The 16,957-nt window shown below is 69.7% G+C and carries 18 protein-coding genes; 1 reads left to right on the plus strand and 17 read right to left on the minus strand.

Going from position 1 to position 16,957, the window contains the following annotated elements; all coding sequences use genetic code 11:
* From C693_RS0117540 to queA, 16 genes are all read right to left on the minus strand, one after another.
* The coding region (locus C693_RS0117540) for an Hpt domain-containing protein (protein WP_026107525.1) at positions 1–693 on the minus strand (693 nt) is incomplete at its 3' end.
* Positions 694–787: 94 nt separating this feature from the next.
* Positions 788–1,432, minus strand: coding sequence for a protein phosphatase CheZ (locus C693_RS0117545; RefSeq protein ID WP_017463591.1), 645 nt, complete (start codon positions 1,430–1,432; stop codon positions 788–790).
* The gene (gene cheY, locus C693_RS0117550; protein ID WP_017463592.1) at positions 1,429–1,836 is read right to left on the minus strand and encodes a chemotaxis response regulator CheY; all 408 of its coding nucleotides are present in this window, start codon (positions 1,834–1,836) and stop codon (positions 1,429–1,431) included. The genes C693_RS0117545 and cheY overlap by 4 nt, the downstream gene beginning before the upstream one ends.
* A gap of 60 nt (positions 1,837–1,896) precedes the next feature.
* Positions 1,897–2,631, minus strand: a complete 735-nt coding sequence (locus tag C693_RS0117555) for an RNA polymerase sigma factor FliA (protein WP_017463593.1) — start codon at positions 2,629–2,631, stop codon at positions 1,897–1,899.
* Between the two features lies 1 nt (position 2,632).
* Entirely contained in the window at positions 2,633–3,625 is a 993-nt protein-coding gene (locus C693_RS0117560; RefSeq protein ID WP_017463594.1) for a MinD/ParA family protein, read from the minus strand.
* The gene (flhF, locus tag C693_RS0117565) at positions 3,622–5,235 is read right to left on the minus strand and encodes a flagellar biosynthesis protein FlhF (RefSeq protein ID WP_017463595.1); all 1,614 of its coding nucleotides are present in this window, start codon (positions 5,233–5,235) and stop codon (positions 3,622–3,624) included. Before flhF ends, C693_RS0117560 begins: the two co-directional genes overlap by 4 nt.
* Before the next feature lie 199 nt (positions 5,236–5,434).
* Complete coding sequence (flhA, locus tag C693_RS0117575; protein WP_017463597.1) at positions 5,435–7,522, minus strand: flagellar biosynthesis protein FlhA; 2,088 nt, start codon at positions 7,520–7,522, stop codon at positions 5,435–5,437.
* A gap of 10 nt (positions 7,523–7,532) precedes the next feature.
* Positions 7,533–8,672 carry a flagellar biosynthesis protein FlhB gene (gene flhB / locus C693_RS0117580; RefSeq protein WP_017463598.1) on the minus strand — a complete coding sequence of 380 codons (1,140 nt, stop codon included), beginning with the start codon at positions 8,670–8,672 and terminating at the stop codon, positions 7,533–7,535.
* Complete coding sequence (gene fliR, locus C693_RS0117585; RefSeq protein WP_017463599.1) at positions 8,669–9,445, minus strand: flagellar biosynthetic protein FliR; 777 nt, start codon at positions 9,443–9,445, stop codon at positions 8,669–8,671. Before fliR ends, flhB begins: the two co-directional genes overlap by 4 nt.
* The gene (gene fliQ / locus C693_RS0117590) at positions 9,442–9,711 is read right to left on the minus strand and encodes a flagellar biosynthesis protein FliQ (RefSeq protein ID WP_017463600.1); all 270 of its coding nucleotides are present in this window, start codon (positions 9,709–9,711) and stop codon (positions 9,442–9,444) included. The genes fliR and fliQ overlap by 4 nt, the downstream gene beginning before the upstream one ends.
* Before the next feature lie 118 nt (positions 9,712–9,829).
* Positions 9,830–10,666 carry a flagellar type III secretion system pore protein FliP gene (fliP, locus tag C693_RS0117595; RefSeq protein WP_017463601.1) on the minus strand — a complete coding sequence of 279 codons (837 nt, stop codon included), beginning with the start codon at positions 10,664–10,666 and terminating at the stop codon, positions 9,830–9,832.
* Positions 10,663–11,064, minus strand: coding sequence for a flagellar biosynthetic protein FliO (fliO, locus tag C693_RS0117600; RefSeq protein ID WP_017463602.1), 402 nt, complete (start codon positions 11,062–11,064; stop codon positions 10,663–10,665). The genes fliP and fliO overlap by 4 nt, the downstream gene beginning before the upstream one ends.
* Positions 11,065–11,077: 13 nt before the next feature.
* Positions 11,078–11,350, minus strand: a complete 273-nt coding sequence (fliN, locus tag C693_RS0117605; protein WP_236886551.1) for a flagellar motor switch protein FliN — start codon at positions 11,348–11,350, stop codon at positions 11,078–11,080.
* A 53-nt stretch (positions 11,351–11,403) separates the two neighbouring features.
* Positions 11,404–12,420: a flagellar motor switch protein FliM gene (gene fliM, locus C693_RS0117610; RefSeq protein ID WP_017463604.1), complete on the minus strand. Its 1,017-nt coding sequence runs from the start codon at positions 12,418–12,420 to the stop codon at positions 11,404–11,406.
* A 16-nt stretch (positions 12,421–12,436) separates the two neighbouring features.
* A complete protein-coding gene (locus C693_RS0117615; protein ID WP_017463605.1) occupies positions 12,437–12,937 on the minus strand; it encodes a flagellar basal body-associated FliL family protein in 501 nt (166 codons plus the stop codon).
* A gap of 212 nt (positions 12,938–13,149) precedes the next feature.
* Positions 13,150–14,193: a tRNA preQ1(34) S-adenosylmethionine ribosyltransferase-isomerase QueA gene (gene queA, locus C693_RS0117620; protein ID WP_017463606.1), complete on the minus strand. Its 1,044-nt coding sequence runs from the start codon at positions 14,191–14,193 to the stop codon at positions 13,150–13,152.
* A gap of 115 nt (positions 14,194–14,308) precedes the next feature.
* Between queA and C693_RS0117625 the strand changes: the two genes are divergently transcribed.
* Positions 14,309–15,649 carry an MATE family efflux transporter gene (locus C693_RS0117625; RefSeq protein WP_017463607.1) on the plus strand — a complete coding sequence of 447 codons (1,341 nt, stop codon included), beginning with the start codon at positions 14,309–14,311 and terminating at the stop codon, positions 15,647–15,649.
* Between the two features lie 49 nt (positions 15,650–15,698).
* Here C693_RS0117625 and C693_RS0117630 read toward each other — a convergent pair whose 3' ends face one another.
* Positions 15,699–16,919 carry an RtcB family protein gene (locus C693_RS0117630; protein ID WP_017463608.1) on the minus strand — a complete coding sequence of 407 codons (1,221 nt, stop codon included), beginning with the start codon at positions 16,917–16,919 and terminating at the stop codon, positions 15,699–15,701.
* Positions 16,920–16,957: the final 38 nt, after the last annotated feature.

The following is a 16,957-nucleotide window of genomic DNA, read 5'->3' on the forward strand; positions in this document are numbered from 1 at the left end:
CGAATCGAGCAGCGCCTCGAACTCGTCGTCGTTGATCGCGCCGGAGGCGGTCGCCGGGGCCGCGGCAGCGGCGGGCGGTTGCCCCCCCGGGACGGCGCCACCGTGCAACTGGTCCAGCAGGGCTTCGAACTCGTCATCGCCGATGCTGCCGGACGGCGCGGCAGCGACCGGTTCGGGCGTCACCGCGCCGGGCGCGGCAGTGCCATAAAGCGAATCGAGCAGGGCCTCGAACTCGCTGTCGTCGATGGTGCCGTCACCCGCCTGCGGCGGCGGCGCGACCGGCTTGGGCGTGGGCGCCGGGGCGGGCTTCGCGGTGCCGGGCGTCAGACGCGCCAGCAGGTCGGCCGGCGGCATGTCCATCGATTGGCCCGCGGCCAGCGCGGCCATCATCGCCTGCAGCAGGTCCAGCGCCTCGAGCAGCGCGTCCATCCGCGGCGGATCGATCAGCAGCGCGCCATTGCGGGCGGCGTTGAGCAGATCCTCGGCGTGATGGCACAGCTGCACCATCGGCTCGACACTGAGGAAGCCGGCGCCGCCCTTGACGGTGTGGAACGCGCGGAACACCGCGTTGAGCAGCTCGGCATCCTGCGGCGTCGACTCCAGGTCCACCAGCTGCTCGCCGAGACGCTCGACCAGCTCACCGGCTTCGACCAGGAAGTCGTCGCGCAATTCGGCATCGAAGGAGGGATCCATCTAGATCTCCCTCCCCGACGGGCGCATCGCTTCGCCCCCCGCCGTGGCGGCGGTCGGACGTCGCGGCAAGGGCGGCATCGGCATCATGTGCGCCTCAGAAGCCGAATTCGCTGAGCAGGCGGTCGGCCTCGTCCTGGCTGTTGATCTTCTCGACCGCTTCTTCGGTCTCGCGCCCGGACAGCGCACCGGTGAGCCGCACCAGTTCGATCATGGCCGACTCCACCGAGCTGATGAATCCGACCACTTTCTTGATGCGCTGGCCGGAAAGATCCTGCCAGGACTGCGCCATCACCATGTCGTTGAGACCGGCCGTGCAGTGCTCGGCGAACTCGGTAGCCTGTTGCGCCAGCGCCACCACCGGCGCGGGCGAGGACTCGCCGGAGGCCTCCAGCATGGCCTTGGCGCCGCTGGCCAGCGACTCGGCCTCCGGGCGCATGCGCTCGGCGAAGTCGATGGTGCGGTGGGCCGCCTGCGAGCTCATCTCCAGCACGTCCTGCAGGTGCTTGCGCGCGTCGGTGACGTTGTCCGGATAGCCGTCCTGCACCAGGTCGCCGCCGAGGCGGCTGACCGCGTCGTGCAGGTCGCGGGCGAGCACGCCCAGCGCGCGGAACAGTTTCTGCTCGCGCTGGCGCACGAGGGAGTCGAGCGCGTGTTCGAACGCAGGGCCGTCCGGGCTGGTCAGCAGCTGGTGCAGCTCGTCCGGCAGGGTCTCGCGGGTCAGGGAAAGTTGGGCGCTCATGCGGCTGCTCCTGCGGCAGCCAGCCGCTCGAAGATCTTGGTGAGTTTTTCCTCCAGCGTGGCGGCGGTGAACGGCTTGACGATGTAGCCGTTCACGCCGGCCTGCGCGGCGGCGATGATCTGGTCGCGGTTGTTTTCCGCCGTGACCATCAGCACCGGCATGGTCTTGAGCGTGGGCTCGGCGCGGATCGCGCGCAGCAGGTCGATGCCGGTCATGTTCGGCATGTTCCAGTCGGTCACCACCATGTCGAATGGCTGGGCCTTGAGCATCGCGATGGCCGCCTCGCCGTCGTCGGCTTCCTGGATCAGGTTGCCGGCGAAGCCGAGTTCCACGAGGAGGTTCCTCACGATGCGCCGCATGGTGGAAAAGTCGTCCACCACCAGGATTTTCATGTTCTTGTTCAAGCCCGTCTCCACTTGCACGCCTCGCGGTCGTGCGCCAGCCCTAGTGTTTCCGTGCGTTGCTCAGTCGTCGTCCCGCCATCCGGTCATGCGCGCGCGCAACCGGATGATGGCCTGGCCGTGGATCTGGCAGACCCGCGACTCGGTGACGCCAAGCACCGCGCCAATCTCTTTCAGGTTGAGTTCCTGCTCGTAGTACAGCGACATCACCAGTTGCTCGCGTTCCGGCAGGGTGGTGATCGCATCGATCAACGCCTGGCGCATGCCCTGCTGCTCCAGTCCCTCCGCCGGACCGAGGCCACTGGCATCGGCCACGTCCATCGCCGGGCTTCCGTCGCCGTCATCCGGCGCCGTGAGGCTCAGCAACCGGGCGCTGGCGGCATCGGCCAGCACCTGGTGGTACTCGTCGGCGGTCATGCCCAGTCGCTTCATGACCTCCGCATCGTCGGCGTCCGCACCGGTCTCGATCTCGACCTGGCGCACCACGTCGGCGACTTCACGCGCCTTGCGGTGAACCGAGCGCGGGGTCCAGTCGGTCCGTCGCAACTCGTCGAGCATCGCGCCACGGATGCGGATACCCGCATACGTCTCGAAGCTGGCCGAGCGATCCGTCGCGTAATTACGCGCCGCCTCCAGCAGGCCGATCATGCCCGCCTGGATGAGATCGCCCACGTCGACGCTCGGGGGTAGTCGCCCCATCAGGTGATAGGCGATGCGCCTGACCAGCGGCGCATGCGTTTTCACCAGTTCGTCGGCGCTTTGCCGTTGAAGTTGCAGATATTCCGTTGCCACGCTCATCTCACCACCCCGTCGCCGGTGCAGCCTGACCACTGAAGAAAGCGATGCGGCCGAGCCCCTGACGATCGGGTTCTGCCCATGTATCGGCCGCACCTGCCAATTGCTTGAATGCCTGTGACGAACGGCTGCCCGGCGCCATGTCCACCACCGCGTTCTGGCGGCGGATGGCCTGGCGCAGACGCTCGTCCTGCGGCACCCAACCCATGAAATCCAGCATCACATCGAGGAACCGGTCGGTCACCCGGGCGAGCTTCTGGTGCAGCGCGCGGGCCTCGCCCAGGTTGCGCACCATGTTGGCCACCATGTGCAGCCGCTTCACCCCGAAATCCCGGCTGAGCACCTTGGCCATCGCATAGGCGTCGGTGATCGAGGCCGGCTCGTCGCACACCACCAGCAGCACGTCGTCGGCCGCGGCGGCGAACATCGACACCGAATCGGAAATGCCGGCGGCGGTGTCCACCAGCAGGAAATCCGGTACCTGCGGCAGCTCGTCGAAGGCGCGGATCACCGCCGCCTGCTCGCCCGAGCCCATCTGCGCCAGCCGGCGCGCGCCGGAGCCGGCGGGGATCACCTTCAGCCCGTGCGGCGCCTCCATCACCAGGTCCTGCAGGCTGCACTGGCCGTCGAGCATGTGGCCGAGGTGGCGCGAGGGCGCCAGGCCGAGCAGCACGTCGACGTTGGCCAGGCCCACGTCGGCGTCCAGCAGCAGCGTGTCGCGCCCCATCATCGCCAGGGTCATGCCCAGGTTCACCGCCACGGTGGTCTTGCCCACGCCGCCCTTGCCGCCGCATACGGCGATGGTGCGGCAGCGGTGGCCGGAAGTGCGCCGATCGAGATTGGCCGCCTGCGTCCCGACACCATGGTCGGGGGTGACGATGCCGGTGTCGGTGATCGACGAAACCATCTGCTTGAGTCCCCAGGCCTGATTCATGGAAGGCGCGTGCGCAACCGCCGCGGCGCCGGAAAAGTCGTTGAGGGTGGACAACGCGCTCATGCGTGGGCCACCTGGAAACCGAAGCGCTCGGCCAGCATGCCGTCGTCCAGCGGTGGCGCGACGGTCTTCAGCGCGTGTGCGGCGCGCAGCACCAGCACGCGGGCGTCGGCCACGGCGAGGTCCTCCGGCACGCGCTGGCCGTCGGTGGTGTAGTCCAGCGGCAGCCTGTGGCGGATCAGCACCGACAGCGCACCACCGAGGTTCGGCGCCTCGTCGAGCTTGGTCAGCACCACGCTGGCCGGCTCCAGCGGCATGTAGGCGCGCACCGATTCCTCCAGCGACTGCGACTGCGAATTGGCCGCCAGCACCAGCGAGATGCGCAGCGCGATGCCGTCGCTGTGGGCGACCTCGTTGAGCACGTCCATCTGCTGCTCCAGCCGCGGATCGGTGCCGGACACGCCGGCGGTGTCGATCAGCACGGTGTGCTTGCCCTTCAACATCTCCAGCACCTGGCGCAGGCTCGCCGCGTCGTCGGCCGGGTACACGCGCACGCCCATCAGGCGGCCGTAGTGCTCCAGCTGGGCGGCGGCGCCGATGCGGTAGTGGTCGGTGCTGACCAGCGCCACGTTGGCGGCGCCGTGACGCACTACCGCCCTGGCGGCGAGTTTGGCAATCGTCGTGGTCTTGCCCACGCCGGTCGGACCGACCAGGGCGGTCATCCCGCCATCGCTGTCGCCGCGACCGCTGATCGCCACGCTGCGGCTGAGCATGCCCAGCGGCAGGTAGCGCGCCTGTTCGGCGCTGATCTGTTCGGGCAGGTCGTCGGCGAGCTTGCGGGCGACGTCGGCATCGATGCCCAGGCGGGTGAGTTCACGCAGCACGCGGGCGCGCAGCGGGTGGCGGCGCTCCATGTCGTTCCAGGCCAGGCTGGACAGCTGCATTTCCAGCATCTCGCGCAGGAAGCCCAGCTCGGCGCGCATGCGCGCGGTGTCCTGCATGGCGCGCTCGATCGCCGGGTGCACGGTCGGGGCCTCGTTCGCGGCGGCCTTCGCCTCGGCCGGCGCGGGGGCGGGGACCGGAGCCGGGGCCGACGGGATCGCCGCGGCAGGCTTCGGCGCCGGCGCAGTCTCCGCGGTCACCGGGGCGGCGCTGCGACGCGCCACCGGCATGGCGATGCGCGCCGGGGCGTTCGAGGCGTTCGAGGCATTCGATGCGGGCGCGGCCGGCGGAACCGGGGCGCGGCGGACCGCCTGCGACAGGGCCACGGTGTCCTCCGCTACATCCTCACCATAGGGACGCGTCGGCGCCGCCGGCCGGGATGCCGGCTGCAGCCGATCGGCCGGCGCAGCGGCGGCGGGCGTTGCCTCGGCGGTCGGCTCCGGGGTGTCCTGCAGCAGGCGACGGCCGAGGCGACCGTGACGGGCGGCCGGCACGTGTTCGGCCGGCGTCGGCAGTTTGACTTCCGGCGTCGGCGCCACGTCGCCGGACGGCGGCGCGCCGTGACGGGCGGCCTCGCGCACCAGCGCCTCGTCGTAGTCCAGCGCGGCGATGATCTCGATGCCTTCGGGCAGGCGGCGGGTCGACAGGATCACCGCATCCGGGCCCTGCTCCTCGCGCACCAGGCGCATGGCCTGGCGCATGTCCGCGGCGACGAAACGTTTGATCTTCATGCGTGCTTGCTCCGCGGCGAAGGCCGAAGGACCGGCGCCGGCGCACGGGTGGCGGCGCGGCGAACCGGGGTGTCGGTCAGGACGAGGATCCCGGCGGGATGACCCGCCACGCGGTGCCAGTCCTGCGCGGCCGGACCGCGGTGACCCGCGTTCGGCTCGCTCGTGACGTCTCGGTCAGTGCTCATGTCGGATTCCTCGCTCAGCGTCCCAGCGCCTGCACCAGCCGCACCCGGCGGTTGTCAGGCACCTCGTTGTAAGCGAGTACGTGCAGGTTCTGTGCCACGTGGCGGGTGAAGCGCGCGAGCCACGGCCGCAGCGGCGGCGAAACGAGCAGCACGGCCGGTTCGCCGCTCATTTCCTGCTTGCGCGCGGCCTCGGCCACGCCCTGCTGCAGGCGGTCGGCCAGGCCCGGCTCCACCGCGGCGCCGGTGCCGCCGCTGCCGGTGAGCGACTGGGTGAGGATCTGCTCCAGTTCCGGCGCCAGCGTGATGACCGGCACCTCGGTGCCCAGCCCGGTGATCTCCTGCACGATCTGCCGGCCCAGGGTGACGCGGACGGCGGAGGTGAGGACGCCGGGATCCTGACTCTGGCTGGCGTGCTCCGCCAACGATTCGACGATCGAGCGCATGTTGCGGATCGGCACCCGCTCGGCCAGCAGGTTCTGCAGCACCTTGACCACCGTGCCCAGCGGCAGGCGCTTGGGCACCAGGTCTTCCACCAGCTTCGGCGCGCTCTGCGCCAGACGGTCGAGCAGCTGCTGCACGTCCTGGTGGCTGAGCAGCTCGTGGGCGTGGTTGCCCAGGATATGCGACAGGTGGGTGGCGACCACGGTGGCCGGATCGACCACCGTGTAGCCGAGCGACTGCGCGTTGTCGCGCTGGCCCTGCTCGATCCACACCGCCTCCAGCCCGAACGCCGGGTCGCGGGTGGCGATGCCGGGCACCTGCCCGTGCACCTGGCCGGGGTTGATCGCGAGCAGGCGCTCGGTGTGCACCTCGGCCTCGCCCATCGGCACGCCCATCAGGGTGATGCGGTAGGTGTTGGGGCCCAGGTCCAGGTTGTCGCGGATGTGCACCGGCGGCACCAGGAAGCCCAGTTCCTGCGAGAGCTTGCGGCGCACCGACTTGATCCGCCCCATCAGCTCGCCGCCCTGGTGGGTGTCCACCAGCGGGATCAGACGGTAGCCCACTTCCAGGCCCAGCGGATCGACGCTGGCCACATCCTCCCAACCCAGCTCCAGGCGCTCGGCGGGGGCGGCCGGGGCCGGCACCTCGGCGGCCTGCTGCGCCACGCGGGCGGCGGCATCGCGCTCGCGCCGGAGCATCAGCCACGCCGCCGCGCCGCAGGTGCAGGCGAGCAGCAGGAAGGCGATGTTCGGCATGCCCGGCACCAGGCCCATGACGCCCAGCACCGCGCCGGCCACCGCCAGCGCGCGCGGCTGGCCGAAGATCTGCGACACCAGCTGCTTGCCCATGTCCTGCGCCTTGGACACGCGGGTGACGATCACCGCGGCGGCGATCGACAGCATCAGCGAGGGCACCTGCGCCACCAGGCCGTCGCCGATGGTCAGCAGGGTGTAGGTCCTGGCCGCCTCGCTGGCCGACAGGCCGTGCTGCAGCACGCCGACGAAGAAGCCGCCGACGATGTTGATGATCAGGATCAGGATGCCGGCGGTGGCGTCGCCGCGGACGAACTTCGACGCACCGTCCATCGAACCGTAGAAGTCCGCCTCCTCGCGCACTTCCTGGCGGCGCTCGCGCGCCTGCTCCTGGGTCAAGAGGCCGGCGTTGAGGTCGGCGTCGATCGCCATCTGCTTGCCGGGCATCGCGTCCAGGGTGAAGCGGGCCGTCACTTCCGACACGCGGGTGGCGCCCTTGGTGACCACCACGAAGTTGATGATGGTGAGGATCGCGAACACCACCAGGCCGACCGCGAAGTTGCCGCCGATGACGAACTCGCCGAACGCCTCGATCACCTTGCCGGCGGCGCCGGGGCCGTCGTGGCCATGCATCAGCACCACGCGGGTGGAGGCGATGTTCAGCGCCAGGCGCAGCAGCGTGGCCATCAGCACCACGGTCGGAAAGGCCGCGAACTCCAGCGGCCGCATCACGTAGATCACCGCCAGCAGGATCACCAGCGACAGCGCGATGTTGAAGCTGAACAGCATGTCCAGCAGGAACGGCGGCAGCGGCAGCATGATCATCGCCAGCGCCGCCAGCAGGATCACCGGTGCCCCTATGCCACGTCGTCCGATCTGCTTGAGGTTATCGAGTGCGACGGTGGCCATGCGCGTATCCCTAGAGCTTGTATGGACCCATCAGGTCCGGATCGATGTCCGGCTGGGGCGGCTTCGGCGGGGCGTCGCCCCGCGTGGTTGCCGTCTTCAGCTGGTAGACGTAGGCCAGGATCTGCGCCACCGCGACATACAGCGACGCGGGGATTTCCCGGCCCAGCTCGGTCGTTGCATACAAAGCGCGTGCCAACGGCGGCGCCTCGACCAGCGGAATGCGGTGACCGCTCGCCACGGCGCGGATCTGCTGGGCCATCACGTCCACGCCCTTGGCGATCACGCGGGGCGCGCCGAAGCGGTTTTCGTCGTATTTCAGGGCCACCGCGAAGTGGGTCGGGTTGGTCACCACGACGTCGGCGGTGGGCAGGTCCTGCATCATCCGGCGCTGCGCCATCTGGTACTGCACCTGGCGGATGCGGCCCTTGAGCTCGGGGTTGCCCTCGGTCTCCTTGGCCTCGTCCTTCAGCTCCTGCTTGGTCATGCGCAGGCGCTTGTTGTGGTCGAAGCGCTGGTACAGCGCGTCGAAGCCGCCGATCAGTCCCAGGATCACTCCGAAGGTGAGCGCGGCGCGGCCCAGCAGGCCGATCGCGGAGGCGATGCCGAAGCCGACGTCACCACGGCCGGTCGTCAATAATTCGCCTTCCCAGTGACGTAAAAGCAGCACCAGCGCGAAACCGATCAGCGCCAGCTTGACCAGCGCCTTGCCCAGTTCCACCAGGCCTCGCATGGCGAAGATCCGGCCCAGGCCGGCGATCGGGTCCATCCGCTCGAACTTCGGCTGCAGCGCCTCGGCGCTGAAGTTGAGGCCACCGAGCAGGATCGGGCCGGCCACCGTGGCCAGCACCGTGGCGATCGCCACCGGCGCGAACATCGCCAGCGCCTCGCTCAACGCCTCGTGCAGCGCCCGGCCGGGCAAGGCTTCGGAGAACAGCGCGTCGCGGCTGTAATGCAGGCCCAGGCCATAGATCGCGCGGGCATGGCCCATCGCCGACGGCGCGGTGGCCATCAGCGCGGCCACGCCGGCCAGCACCACCAGGGCGCCGGACAGGTCGCGCGATCGCGGAACGTCGCCTTTTTCGCGCGCTTCCTTGAGGCGTTTTTCGGAAGGTTGTTCGGTGCGGTCTTCGGCGCTGCTCTCTTCGCTCACGGCGCGCCCCTCGCCAGATCGCCCATCAGCGACCAGGCCTTGTCGGTCAACGATTCGAAGGCACCGGGCAGGCTGCGCAGCGACAGCCACAGCACCACCATGCCCAGCGTGACGGTGATCGGAAACCCCACCGCGAACAGGTTCATCGACGGCGCGGCGCGGCTGATCGCGGCAAAGCCGATGTTCACCACCAGCAGCGAGGTCACCGCCGGCAGCGCCACGCGCACGGCGCCAGCGAACAGCTGGGTGCCGAACATCACCACCGCATGCAGCGCGTCGGGCCCCAGGATGCCGTGCCCCGGCGGTAGCGTGCGGAAGCTCTCGGCCAGCAGCGCGACCAGCTGCAGGTGGCCGTTCATCGCCAGGAAGATCAGGGTCACCAGGATCATGTAGAGCTGGCTCAGCGATGGCGTGCTGCCGCCGCCCTCGGGGTTCACCACCTCGGAGAAGCCCAGGCTCATGCTCTGCGCCACCAGCTGGCCGCCGAAGGTCACCGCCTCGAACACCAGCCGCAGCACGAAGCCGATCGCCGCGCCGATCAGCACCTGGCCGACCATCGTGCCCACGCCCGCGGCGGACAGCGGATCGACCGCGGCCGGCGACAGCGGCGAAAGCACCAGCGTGAGCATCACGGTGACGCCGACACGGATGCGCGCCGGCAACATGGGGTTACCGAACACCGGCGCCACCAGCACCAGCCCGCCGACCCGGCCCAGCGCCCACAGCAGCGAGCCGACCCACTGCTGCAGCTGGGCCAGGTCGACCTCGGTCACTTGATCGCCCCGGGCAGGCCGGTGATCAGGTCATGCGTGAAGCGCACCAGGGTGCGCAGCATCCACGGGCCGGTGATCAGCGCCACCGCGGCCATCGCGATCAGCTTCGGAATGAAGCTCAGCGTCATCTCGTTGATCTGGGTGGCGGCCTGGATCACACCGATCAGCAGGCCGACGGCCAGCGCGGTGAGCAGCAGCGGTGCGGCGACCAGCATGGCGACGTACAGCGCGTGCTGGCCGAACTGGATGACCGATTCGGGCGTCATGGCAGCTTCGCTCCTTCTCCCCTGGCCACGCCGGGGAAGAGGGTTGGAGAGAGGGGGAGGCCTTTGGAGAGCATCGCCCGCGAGCGGGCTCCTACGGGGCGTCGATGGCGGGCGGGCGTCATGTGTAGAAGCTCCCCGCCAGGGTGCCGATGAGCAGCGTCCAGCCGTCGACCAGCACGAACAGCATGATCTTGAAGGGCAGCGAGATGATCATCGGCGAGACCATCATCATGCCCATCGACATCAGCACGCTGGCCACCACCAGGTCGATGATCAGGAACGGAATGAACAGCAGGAAGCCCATCTGGAAGGCGGTCTTGAGCTCCGAGGTGACGAACGCCGGCATCGCCACGCGCAGCGGCACGGCGTCCTTGCTGGCGTAGGGCTGGTCGCCGGCCAGATGGGTGAACATCTGCAGGTCGGCGTCACGGGTCTGGTCGAGCATGAAGCGCTTGAACGGCGCGGTGGCCGCCGGCAGCGCCTGCTCGGCGGTGAGCTGGCCGTCCATGTACGGCTTCACGCCGTCGACGTAGGACTTGTTCAGCACCGGCGACATCACGAACAGGGTCAGGAACAGCGCCAGTCCGAGCAGCACCTGGTTCGGCGGCGTGGACTGGGTGCCCAGCGCCTGGCGCAGGAAGCCGAGCACGATGATGATCCGGGTGAACGAGGTCATCATCAGCAGCACCGCCGGCAGCAGGGTCAGCACCGTCATCAGTGCCAGCACCTGCAGCGACAGCGTCCAGTTCTGGCCGCCGCCCGGAGCGGTCTTCACGGTGAGCACCGGGATGCCGGCGCCCGTGGCGGACGGCAGGGTCGGCATGCTGATCGCCGACGTCGAGGGGGCCGCGGCCGGTGCGGACTGCGGCGCGGCGTGGCCGACCAGCGGCAGCAGGGCCAGGACCAGCAGCAGCACCAGCTGCGAGAGACGGAGGGAGAGGCGCGACGCGATCATGGCGTGCGCTTCCAGCGATGGAGCAGCTCGGCGAAGCCGGGCACCGGGGCGGCCGGCGTGGCGGCCTCTTCCGGCGGCGGCAGTTCGCCGTCGAACACGTGCAGGGTGCGCAACCCGCCCGGGCCGGCCCCGACCAGCAGGCGCTTGCCGTGGGCCTCGAGCAGCAGCACGCGGTCGCGAGCACCGACTGCCAGCGTCTCCACGCAGCGGATGCGCCGGCCGCCGGGCACGGTACGCGCCTGCAGGCGCTTGCTGAGCCAGCCGGCGGCGAAGATCAGGCCGATGATGCCGGCCAGGCTGAGCACCACGCGCAACAGCTCGGCGCCGACATTGAAGTCGGTGGCGGTGTTGGCGGCGGCAGCCGCTGCCGGAGCGGCCTGGGCAAGGAGGGCGAGCACGATGCGGTCCGCCTCAGCGCAGCTTGCGCACGCGCTCGGCGGGGCTGATCACGTCGGTCAGGCGGATGCCGAACTTCTCGTTGATCACCACCACCTCGCCGTGGGCGACCAGGGTGCCGTTGACGAACACGTCCAGCGGCTCGCCGGCGGCGCGGTCCAGCTCCACCACCGAGCCCTGGTTGAGCTGCAGCAGGTTGCGGATGCTGATGCGGGTGCGGCCGACCTCCATCGCCAACGTGACCGGCACGTCGAGGATCATGTCGAGGTTGACGTCGTGGTGGTCCATGTTTTCCAGCGGAACGCGCTCGGCGGCGGCCTGGGCGGCTTCGGGCGTGGTGCTCATGACGGGTTCTGCTCCATGGAGAAATCACTGTTCAGGCGCGCCTCGCGGCGGCCGGCGGGGGCTTGGAAACGCACGGCCTTGTGGCCGTTGGTCTGGCCGTAGCGGCCGCGGAAGATCGGCACGTCCTCGGCGAATACGGTGGTCAGGTCAGGCATCTGCACCGGGATCACGTCGCCCGGGCGCAGTTGCAGGAAGTCGCCGATCGCCAGCTCGGTCTCCAGCAGCAGCGAGGTGATCTCGACCTCGGCGTCGAGGATTTCCTCGTGCAGGGTCTCGCTCCAGCGGTCGTCGCGGTCGACGCGGTCGCTCTGCACGCCGGCGTCGAGCAGGGTGCGGATCGGCTCGACCATGGCGTACGGCAGGGTCAGGTGGATCTCGCCGCCGCCGCCGTCCAGCTCCACGTGGAAGCGCGACACCACCACCGTCTCGGTGGGGCTGACGATGTTGGCGAACTGCGGGTTGATCTCGGAGTTGAGGTACTCGAACTCCAGCGGCAGCACCGGCGCCCAGGCCTCGACCATGGCGGCGAACAGCTCGACCAGCATGATCTGGATCACGCGGTTCTCGGTGGCGGTGAAGTCGCGACCCTCGATGCGCGCATGGAAGCGTCCGTCGCCACCGAAGAAGTTGTCGATCACGGTGAACACCAGCCGCGGCTCCATCACCACCAGCGCGGTGCCGCGCAGCGGCTTGATCCGCACCAGGTTGAGGTTGCTGGGCACGGCCAGGCCGTGCACGTACTCGGCGAACTTGACCATCTTCACGCCCAGCACCGAGACCTCGCAGGTCTTGCGCAGCACGTTGAACACGCCGGTGCGGAAGTAGCGCGCGAAACGGTCGTTGACCATCTCCAGCGTCGGCAGGCGGCCGCGCACGATGCGGTCCTGCTGGGTGAAGTCGTACTGGATGACGGCATCGCGCGGCATCGGCTCGTCGGTCTCGGTCTCGACCGCGCCGCCCTCCACGCCGTTGAGGAGGGCATCGATCTCGTCCTGGGAAAGCAGGTCGCTCATCGCCGGTCTCCGTCGATCACTGCATCACGAAACTGGTGAAGTACAGGGCGTCGATACCCGGCTTGCCGGTGCGCTCCTGCACGATCTTCTGCACCGCGGCCAGCGCCTGCGCCTGCAGCTTTTCCTTGCCGGCCGCATCGATCAGGCTCGTGTAGCTCTGGCCGCTGAACAGCAGCAGCAGCTGATTGCGGATCACCGGCTGGGCCTCCTTGGCAGCGTCCAGGGCGGACTGCTCGTGGCTCATCAGGGTCACGCCCACCTGCAGGTAGCGCGCGGACTGGTCGTCGCGGAAATTGACCACGAAGGCCGGATCCAGCGGCAGGAACAGCTCGGGCTTCTTCTTCTCGGCGGCCTGCTCGGCGGACTTGTCCGCCGGCGCGTGCTTGGGTCCGAAGGCGGCGTACAACCCGGCGCCCGCGCCACCGAGCACCAGCAAGGCGACGATGATGAGGATGATCAGCCGGCCGCGCTTCGGCTTGGGCGGAGCGCTGGCAGATTCGGGTGCGTCGTTGTCCATGTAGCCCTCGGATGGATGCGGATGTGACGGGTCCCGCGCCGGGCGGGACATTCCGAGGGGGAATTAGCAAACGGCGTGCCATGCGGACCGAACCGCACGGGAATGCGCCATGGCGGCGGTCGCGGCAGTTTCTTGACGCCCGCCGGAAAGCCCGCGCGTCGACTTCGCGACGGCATCGTGCCGAACCCGACGGGTCCGGCGTCAGCGTTCCGTCAGCGCAGCGCTTCGGGCACCGGCGGCAGGATCAGCATGGCATCGCCGTAGGAGAAGAAGCGGTAGCGCTCGGCGACCGCGTGGCGATAGGCCGCCAGCATGAACTCGCGCCCGGCCAGCGCCGACACCAGCATCAGCAGGGTCGACTGCGGCAGGTGGAAATTGGTGATCAACCCGTCGATGCTGGAAAAGCGGTAGCCGGGGAAGATGAAGATCTGGGTCTCGCCGGCGAACGGGTGCAGCTCGCCGTCCACGCTGGCGCTTTCCAGTGCCCGCACCACGGTGGTGCCGACCGCGATCACCCGGCCGCCGGCCGCCCGCGTGCGACGTACCTGTTCCACCAGGTGGGCGCCGACATTGAGCCACTCGCGGTGCATCTGGTGGTCCTTGATGTCGTCGGCCCGCACCGGCTGGAACGTGCCTGCGCCCACATGAAGCGTCACGTAGCCGGACTGCACGCCCATGTCGCGCAGGCGCGCGAGCATCTCCTCGTCGAAGTGCAGGCCGGCCGTCGGCGCGGCCACGGCACCCGGCTCGCGGGCGTAGACGGTCTGGTAGCGCTCCAGGTCGCTGTCGTCGGCACCGCGCTCGATGTACGGCGGCAGCGGCATCTCGCCGAGCTTGTGCAACAGCTTCTCCAGCGGCTCGTGCGATTCGAAGCGCAGCCGGAAGAACGCATCTTCGCGGCCCAGCACCACCGCGTGGCTGCCATCGCCGAGCTCGATCCGCCCTCCCTCCTTCGGCTTCTTGCTCACGCCCAGCTGCACCACCGCCTCGTGCGCACCGGTGACCCGCTCGATCAGGATCTCCACCGCGCCGCCGGTGTCCTTGCGCCCGTACAGCCGCGCCGGCAGCACGCGGGTGTCGTTGAACACCAGCAGGTCGCCCGGGCGCAGGAAGTCGGGCAGCTCGCGGAACATCCGGTCCGTCATCGTGCCGACGGCCGCGTCCAGGTGCAGCAGGCGGCTGGCCGAACGCTCCGGCAACGGTGCCTGGGCAATCAGCTCGGACGGGAGATGGAAATCGAAATCGGACTTCTTCACGGCTGGCTTCGCAACGACCCCGCGCGGCGCGGGAAAGCGGCGATTATCCCGCACCGGGCCGTGAGGGGCACGTCCGCGTGGAACAATGGCCACTCCGCCTGCCACCGTCCACCGCATGTCCCGATGGCTTTCCGACTGGCGCGACCGTCCGACCCATCGAAAGGTGTGGGCGCTGGCCGCGCCGATGATCGCTTCCAACCTCACCGTGCCGCTGGTGGCGCTGGTGGACAGTACCGTGGCCGGCCACCTCGCCCACGCCGGCCAGCTCGGCGCGGTGGCGGTGGGCAGCGCGGTGTACGGGCTGCCGATCTGGATCTTCGGCTTCCTGCGGATGGGCACCATCGGCTTCGCCGCCCAGGCCGGTGGGCGCCGCGACGGCGATGCGCTGCGCCAGTTGCTGGCGCAGGCCCTGGCGCTGGCGGCCGGCCTGGCGCTGGCCACGTGGCTGCTCGCGCTGCCCCTGCTCGGCCCGCTGCTGCACCTGATGAAGCCCTCCGCCACGCTGGGCGTGCTGGCGCGCGACTACCTGCACATCCGCCTGCTCGGCTTGCCCGCCGCGCTGATGAACGCGGCGCTGGCCGGCTGGTTCCTGGGCATGCACCGGCCACGGCTGGCACTGCGGGTGACGGTGCTGACCAACCTCGCGAACATCGTGCTGAACCTCATCTTCGTGCTGGGGCTGCGCTGGGGCGTACCCGGTATCGCGGCCGCTTCGGCCTGTGGCGAGTGGCTGGGCACGCTGGCCGGGCTGGCCGCGATTCGCGGCCAGCTGACACGCTTCCCTGGCCAGCTGCATCCGTCGGTGCTGCGTCGCTGGGCCGCCTGGCGGCCGCTGCTCGGGGTCAACCGCGACATCCTGGTCCGCAGCCTGGCGCTGCAGGGCGTGTTCTTCGCCGTCACCGTGCTGGGCACGCGGCTGGGCGACACGGTGGTTGCCGCCAATGCGCTGCTGCTGAACGGGTTGATGGTCGCCGCCTTCGCGCTGGACGGGCTGGCCAATGCGGTGGAAGCGCTGGCCGGCCACGCCGTGGGCGCCAGCGACGGGTCTGCGCTGCGCCGCGCGCTGGTGGTCGCCGGCGGCTGGTCGCTGCTCGGCAGCCTGGCGTTCGCCGTGCTCTTCGCCGTCGGCGGGCGCCTGTTCGTCGACCTGCAGACCGACATCGCGCCGGTCCGTGCGGTGGCCTACGCCTACCTGCCCTACCTCGCGGTGCTGCCGCTGGTCGGGGTGTGGAGTTATCTGCTCGACGGGCTGTTCGTCGGCGCCACCCGTGCCCGCGAGATGCGCGACACCATGCTGTTCGCCGGCGCGGCGTTTCTGGCGATGGCGGTTGTCCTGCATCCGCTGGGCAACCACGGGCTGTGGCTGGCGTTCCTCGGCTTCATGGCGGTGCGGGCCGGCGCGATGGCGTGGATGGCCCGGCGCATCGCGCGCCGCGGTGGCTGGGTCGCCGCGTAAAAAAACGCCGCCCCTCGCGGGACGGCGTCCGGTCTTGCCCGTGGGCCGGTCAGCCCTTCACGCACAGCACCTGGCGCAGCGTGTGCACCACCTCGACCAGGTCGGTCTGGGCGGCCATCACCGCGTCGATCGACTTGTACGCCGCCGGCGACTCGTCGATCACCGCCGCGTCCTTGCGGCATTCCACGTGCGCCGTGGCCTCGCGGTGCTGGGCCAGGGTGATCTGCTGACGCGCGGCGGTACGGCTCATCACGCGGCCGGCGCCGTGGCTGCAGCTGTGGAAGCTGTCCGGGTTGCCCTTGCCGCGCACGATGTAGCTGCGCGTGCCCATCGAGCCCGGGATGATGCCGAGCTCCCCTTCGCGGGCGCTTACCGCGCCCTTGCGGGTGACCAGCAACTCCTGCCCGCCGTGCGTCTCCTTCTGCACGTAGTTGTGATGGCAGTTCACCGCCATCGCGGCGAGCTGGAACTTCGGCAGGCGGTGGCGCATCTCGGCCAGCACGCGGGCCATCATGGCCTCGCGGTTGGCGCGGGCGTAGTCCTGCGCCCAGGACACTGCCTCGACGTAGTCGTCGAACAGCGGCTCGCCCTCCATGAAGAAGGCGAGATCCTTGTCCGGCACGTGGTAGCCCAGCACGCGCTTGCCCAGCTCCTGCCGGGCCTGCTCGATGAAGTAGCTGCCGATCAGGTTGCCGGTGCCGCGCGAACCGGAGTGCAGCATCACCCACACGGCGTCCGACTCATCGAGGCAGACCTCGATGAAGTGGTTGCCGCCGCCGAGCGTGCCCAGCTGCCTATCGACCTTGTCGGTACGGATCTTGCGGTGCTTCGCCTTGACCATTTCCAGTCGCGCGGCCAGGCCCGACTCGACCAGCCGCGTGTGGATGCTGTCCGGCAGGCGGTGGTGATCGCCGCCGCGGCCGTTGCCGACCGGCACGCCGCGCTCGATGCTCGAACGCAGCTGGGCCAGGTTGTCCGGCAGGTCCTTGGCGCTCAGCGTGGTACGCACCGCGGCCATGCCGCAGCCGATGTCCACGCCGACCGCCGCCGGGATGATCGCGCCCTGGGTCGGCACCACCGATCCCACGGTGGCACCCTTGCCCAGGTGCACGTCCGGCATCACCGCGACCCACGGCCCGACGAAGGGCAGCGTGGCGATGTTCCGCAGCTGCTGCCTGGCCTGGTCTTCCAGCGGCACGCCGTGCACCCAGCCCTTGATCGGCGTGGTGCTGCCTTCGGCGTGGAGCCATTCGTAGTGTTGATTGCTCATCTTTTCCATTCCTTCGGTGAAGCAAGGCGCCTCCTCAC

Source organism: Dyella ginsengisoli LA-4 (assembly GCF_000334915.1).
GTDB lineage: Bacteria > Pseudomonadota > Gammaproteobacteria > Xanthomonadales > Rhodanobacteraceae > Dyella_A > Dyella_A ginsengisoli_A.

Bases quoted from the DNA above. Each gene is read 5' to 3' on its own strand.
- C693_RS0117545 (WP_017463591.1), bottom strand. From the start codon at position 1,432: ATGAGCGCCCAACTTTCCCTGACCCGCGAGACCCTGCCGGACGAGCTG.
- C693_RS0117555 (WP_017463593.1), bottom strand. From the start codon at position 2,631: ATGAGCGTGGCAACGGAATATCTGCAACTTCAACGGCAAAGCGCCGAC.
- C693_RS0117560 (WP_017463594.1), bottom strand. From the start codon at position 3,625: ATGAGCGCGTTGTCCACCCTCAACGACTTTTCCGGCGCCGCGGCGGTT.
- flhF (WP_017463595.1), bottom strand. From the start codon at position 5,235: ATGAAGATCAAACGTTTCGTCGCCGCGGACATGCGCCAGGCCATGCGC.
- flhA (WP_017463597.1), bottom strand. From the start codon at position 7,522: ATGGCCACCGTCGCACTCGATAACCTCAAGCAGATCGGACGACGTGGC.
- fliQ (WP_017463600.1), bottom strand. From the start codon at position 9,711: ATGACGCCCGAATCGGTCATCCAGTTCGGCCAGCACGCGCTGTACGTC.
- fliP (WP_017463601.1), bottom strand. From the start codon at position 10,666: ATGATCGCGTCGCGCCTCTCCCTCCGTCTCTCGCAGCTGGTGCTGCTG.
- fliN (WP_236886551.1), bottom strand. From the start codon at position 11,350: ATGGACCACCACGACGTCAACCTCGACATGATCCTCGACGTGCCGGTC.
- fliM (WP_017463604.1), bottom strand. From the start codon at position 12,420: ATGAGCGACCTGCTTTCCCAGGACGAGATCGATGCCCTCCTCAACGGC.
- C693_RS0117615 (WP_017463605.1), bottom strand. From the start codon at position 12,937: ATGGACAACGACGCACCCGAATCTGCCAGCGCTCCGCCCAAGCCGAAG.
- C693_RS0117625 (WP_017463607.1), top strand. From the start codon at position 14,309: ATGTCCCGATGGCTTTCCGACTGGCGCGACCGTCCGACCCATCGAAAG.
- C693_RS0117630 (WP_017463608.1), bottom strand. From the start codon at position 16,919: ATGAGCAATCAACACTACGAATGGCTCCACGCCGAAGGCAGCACCACG.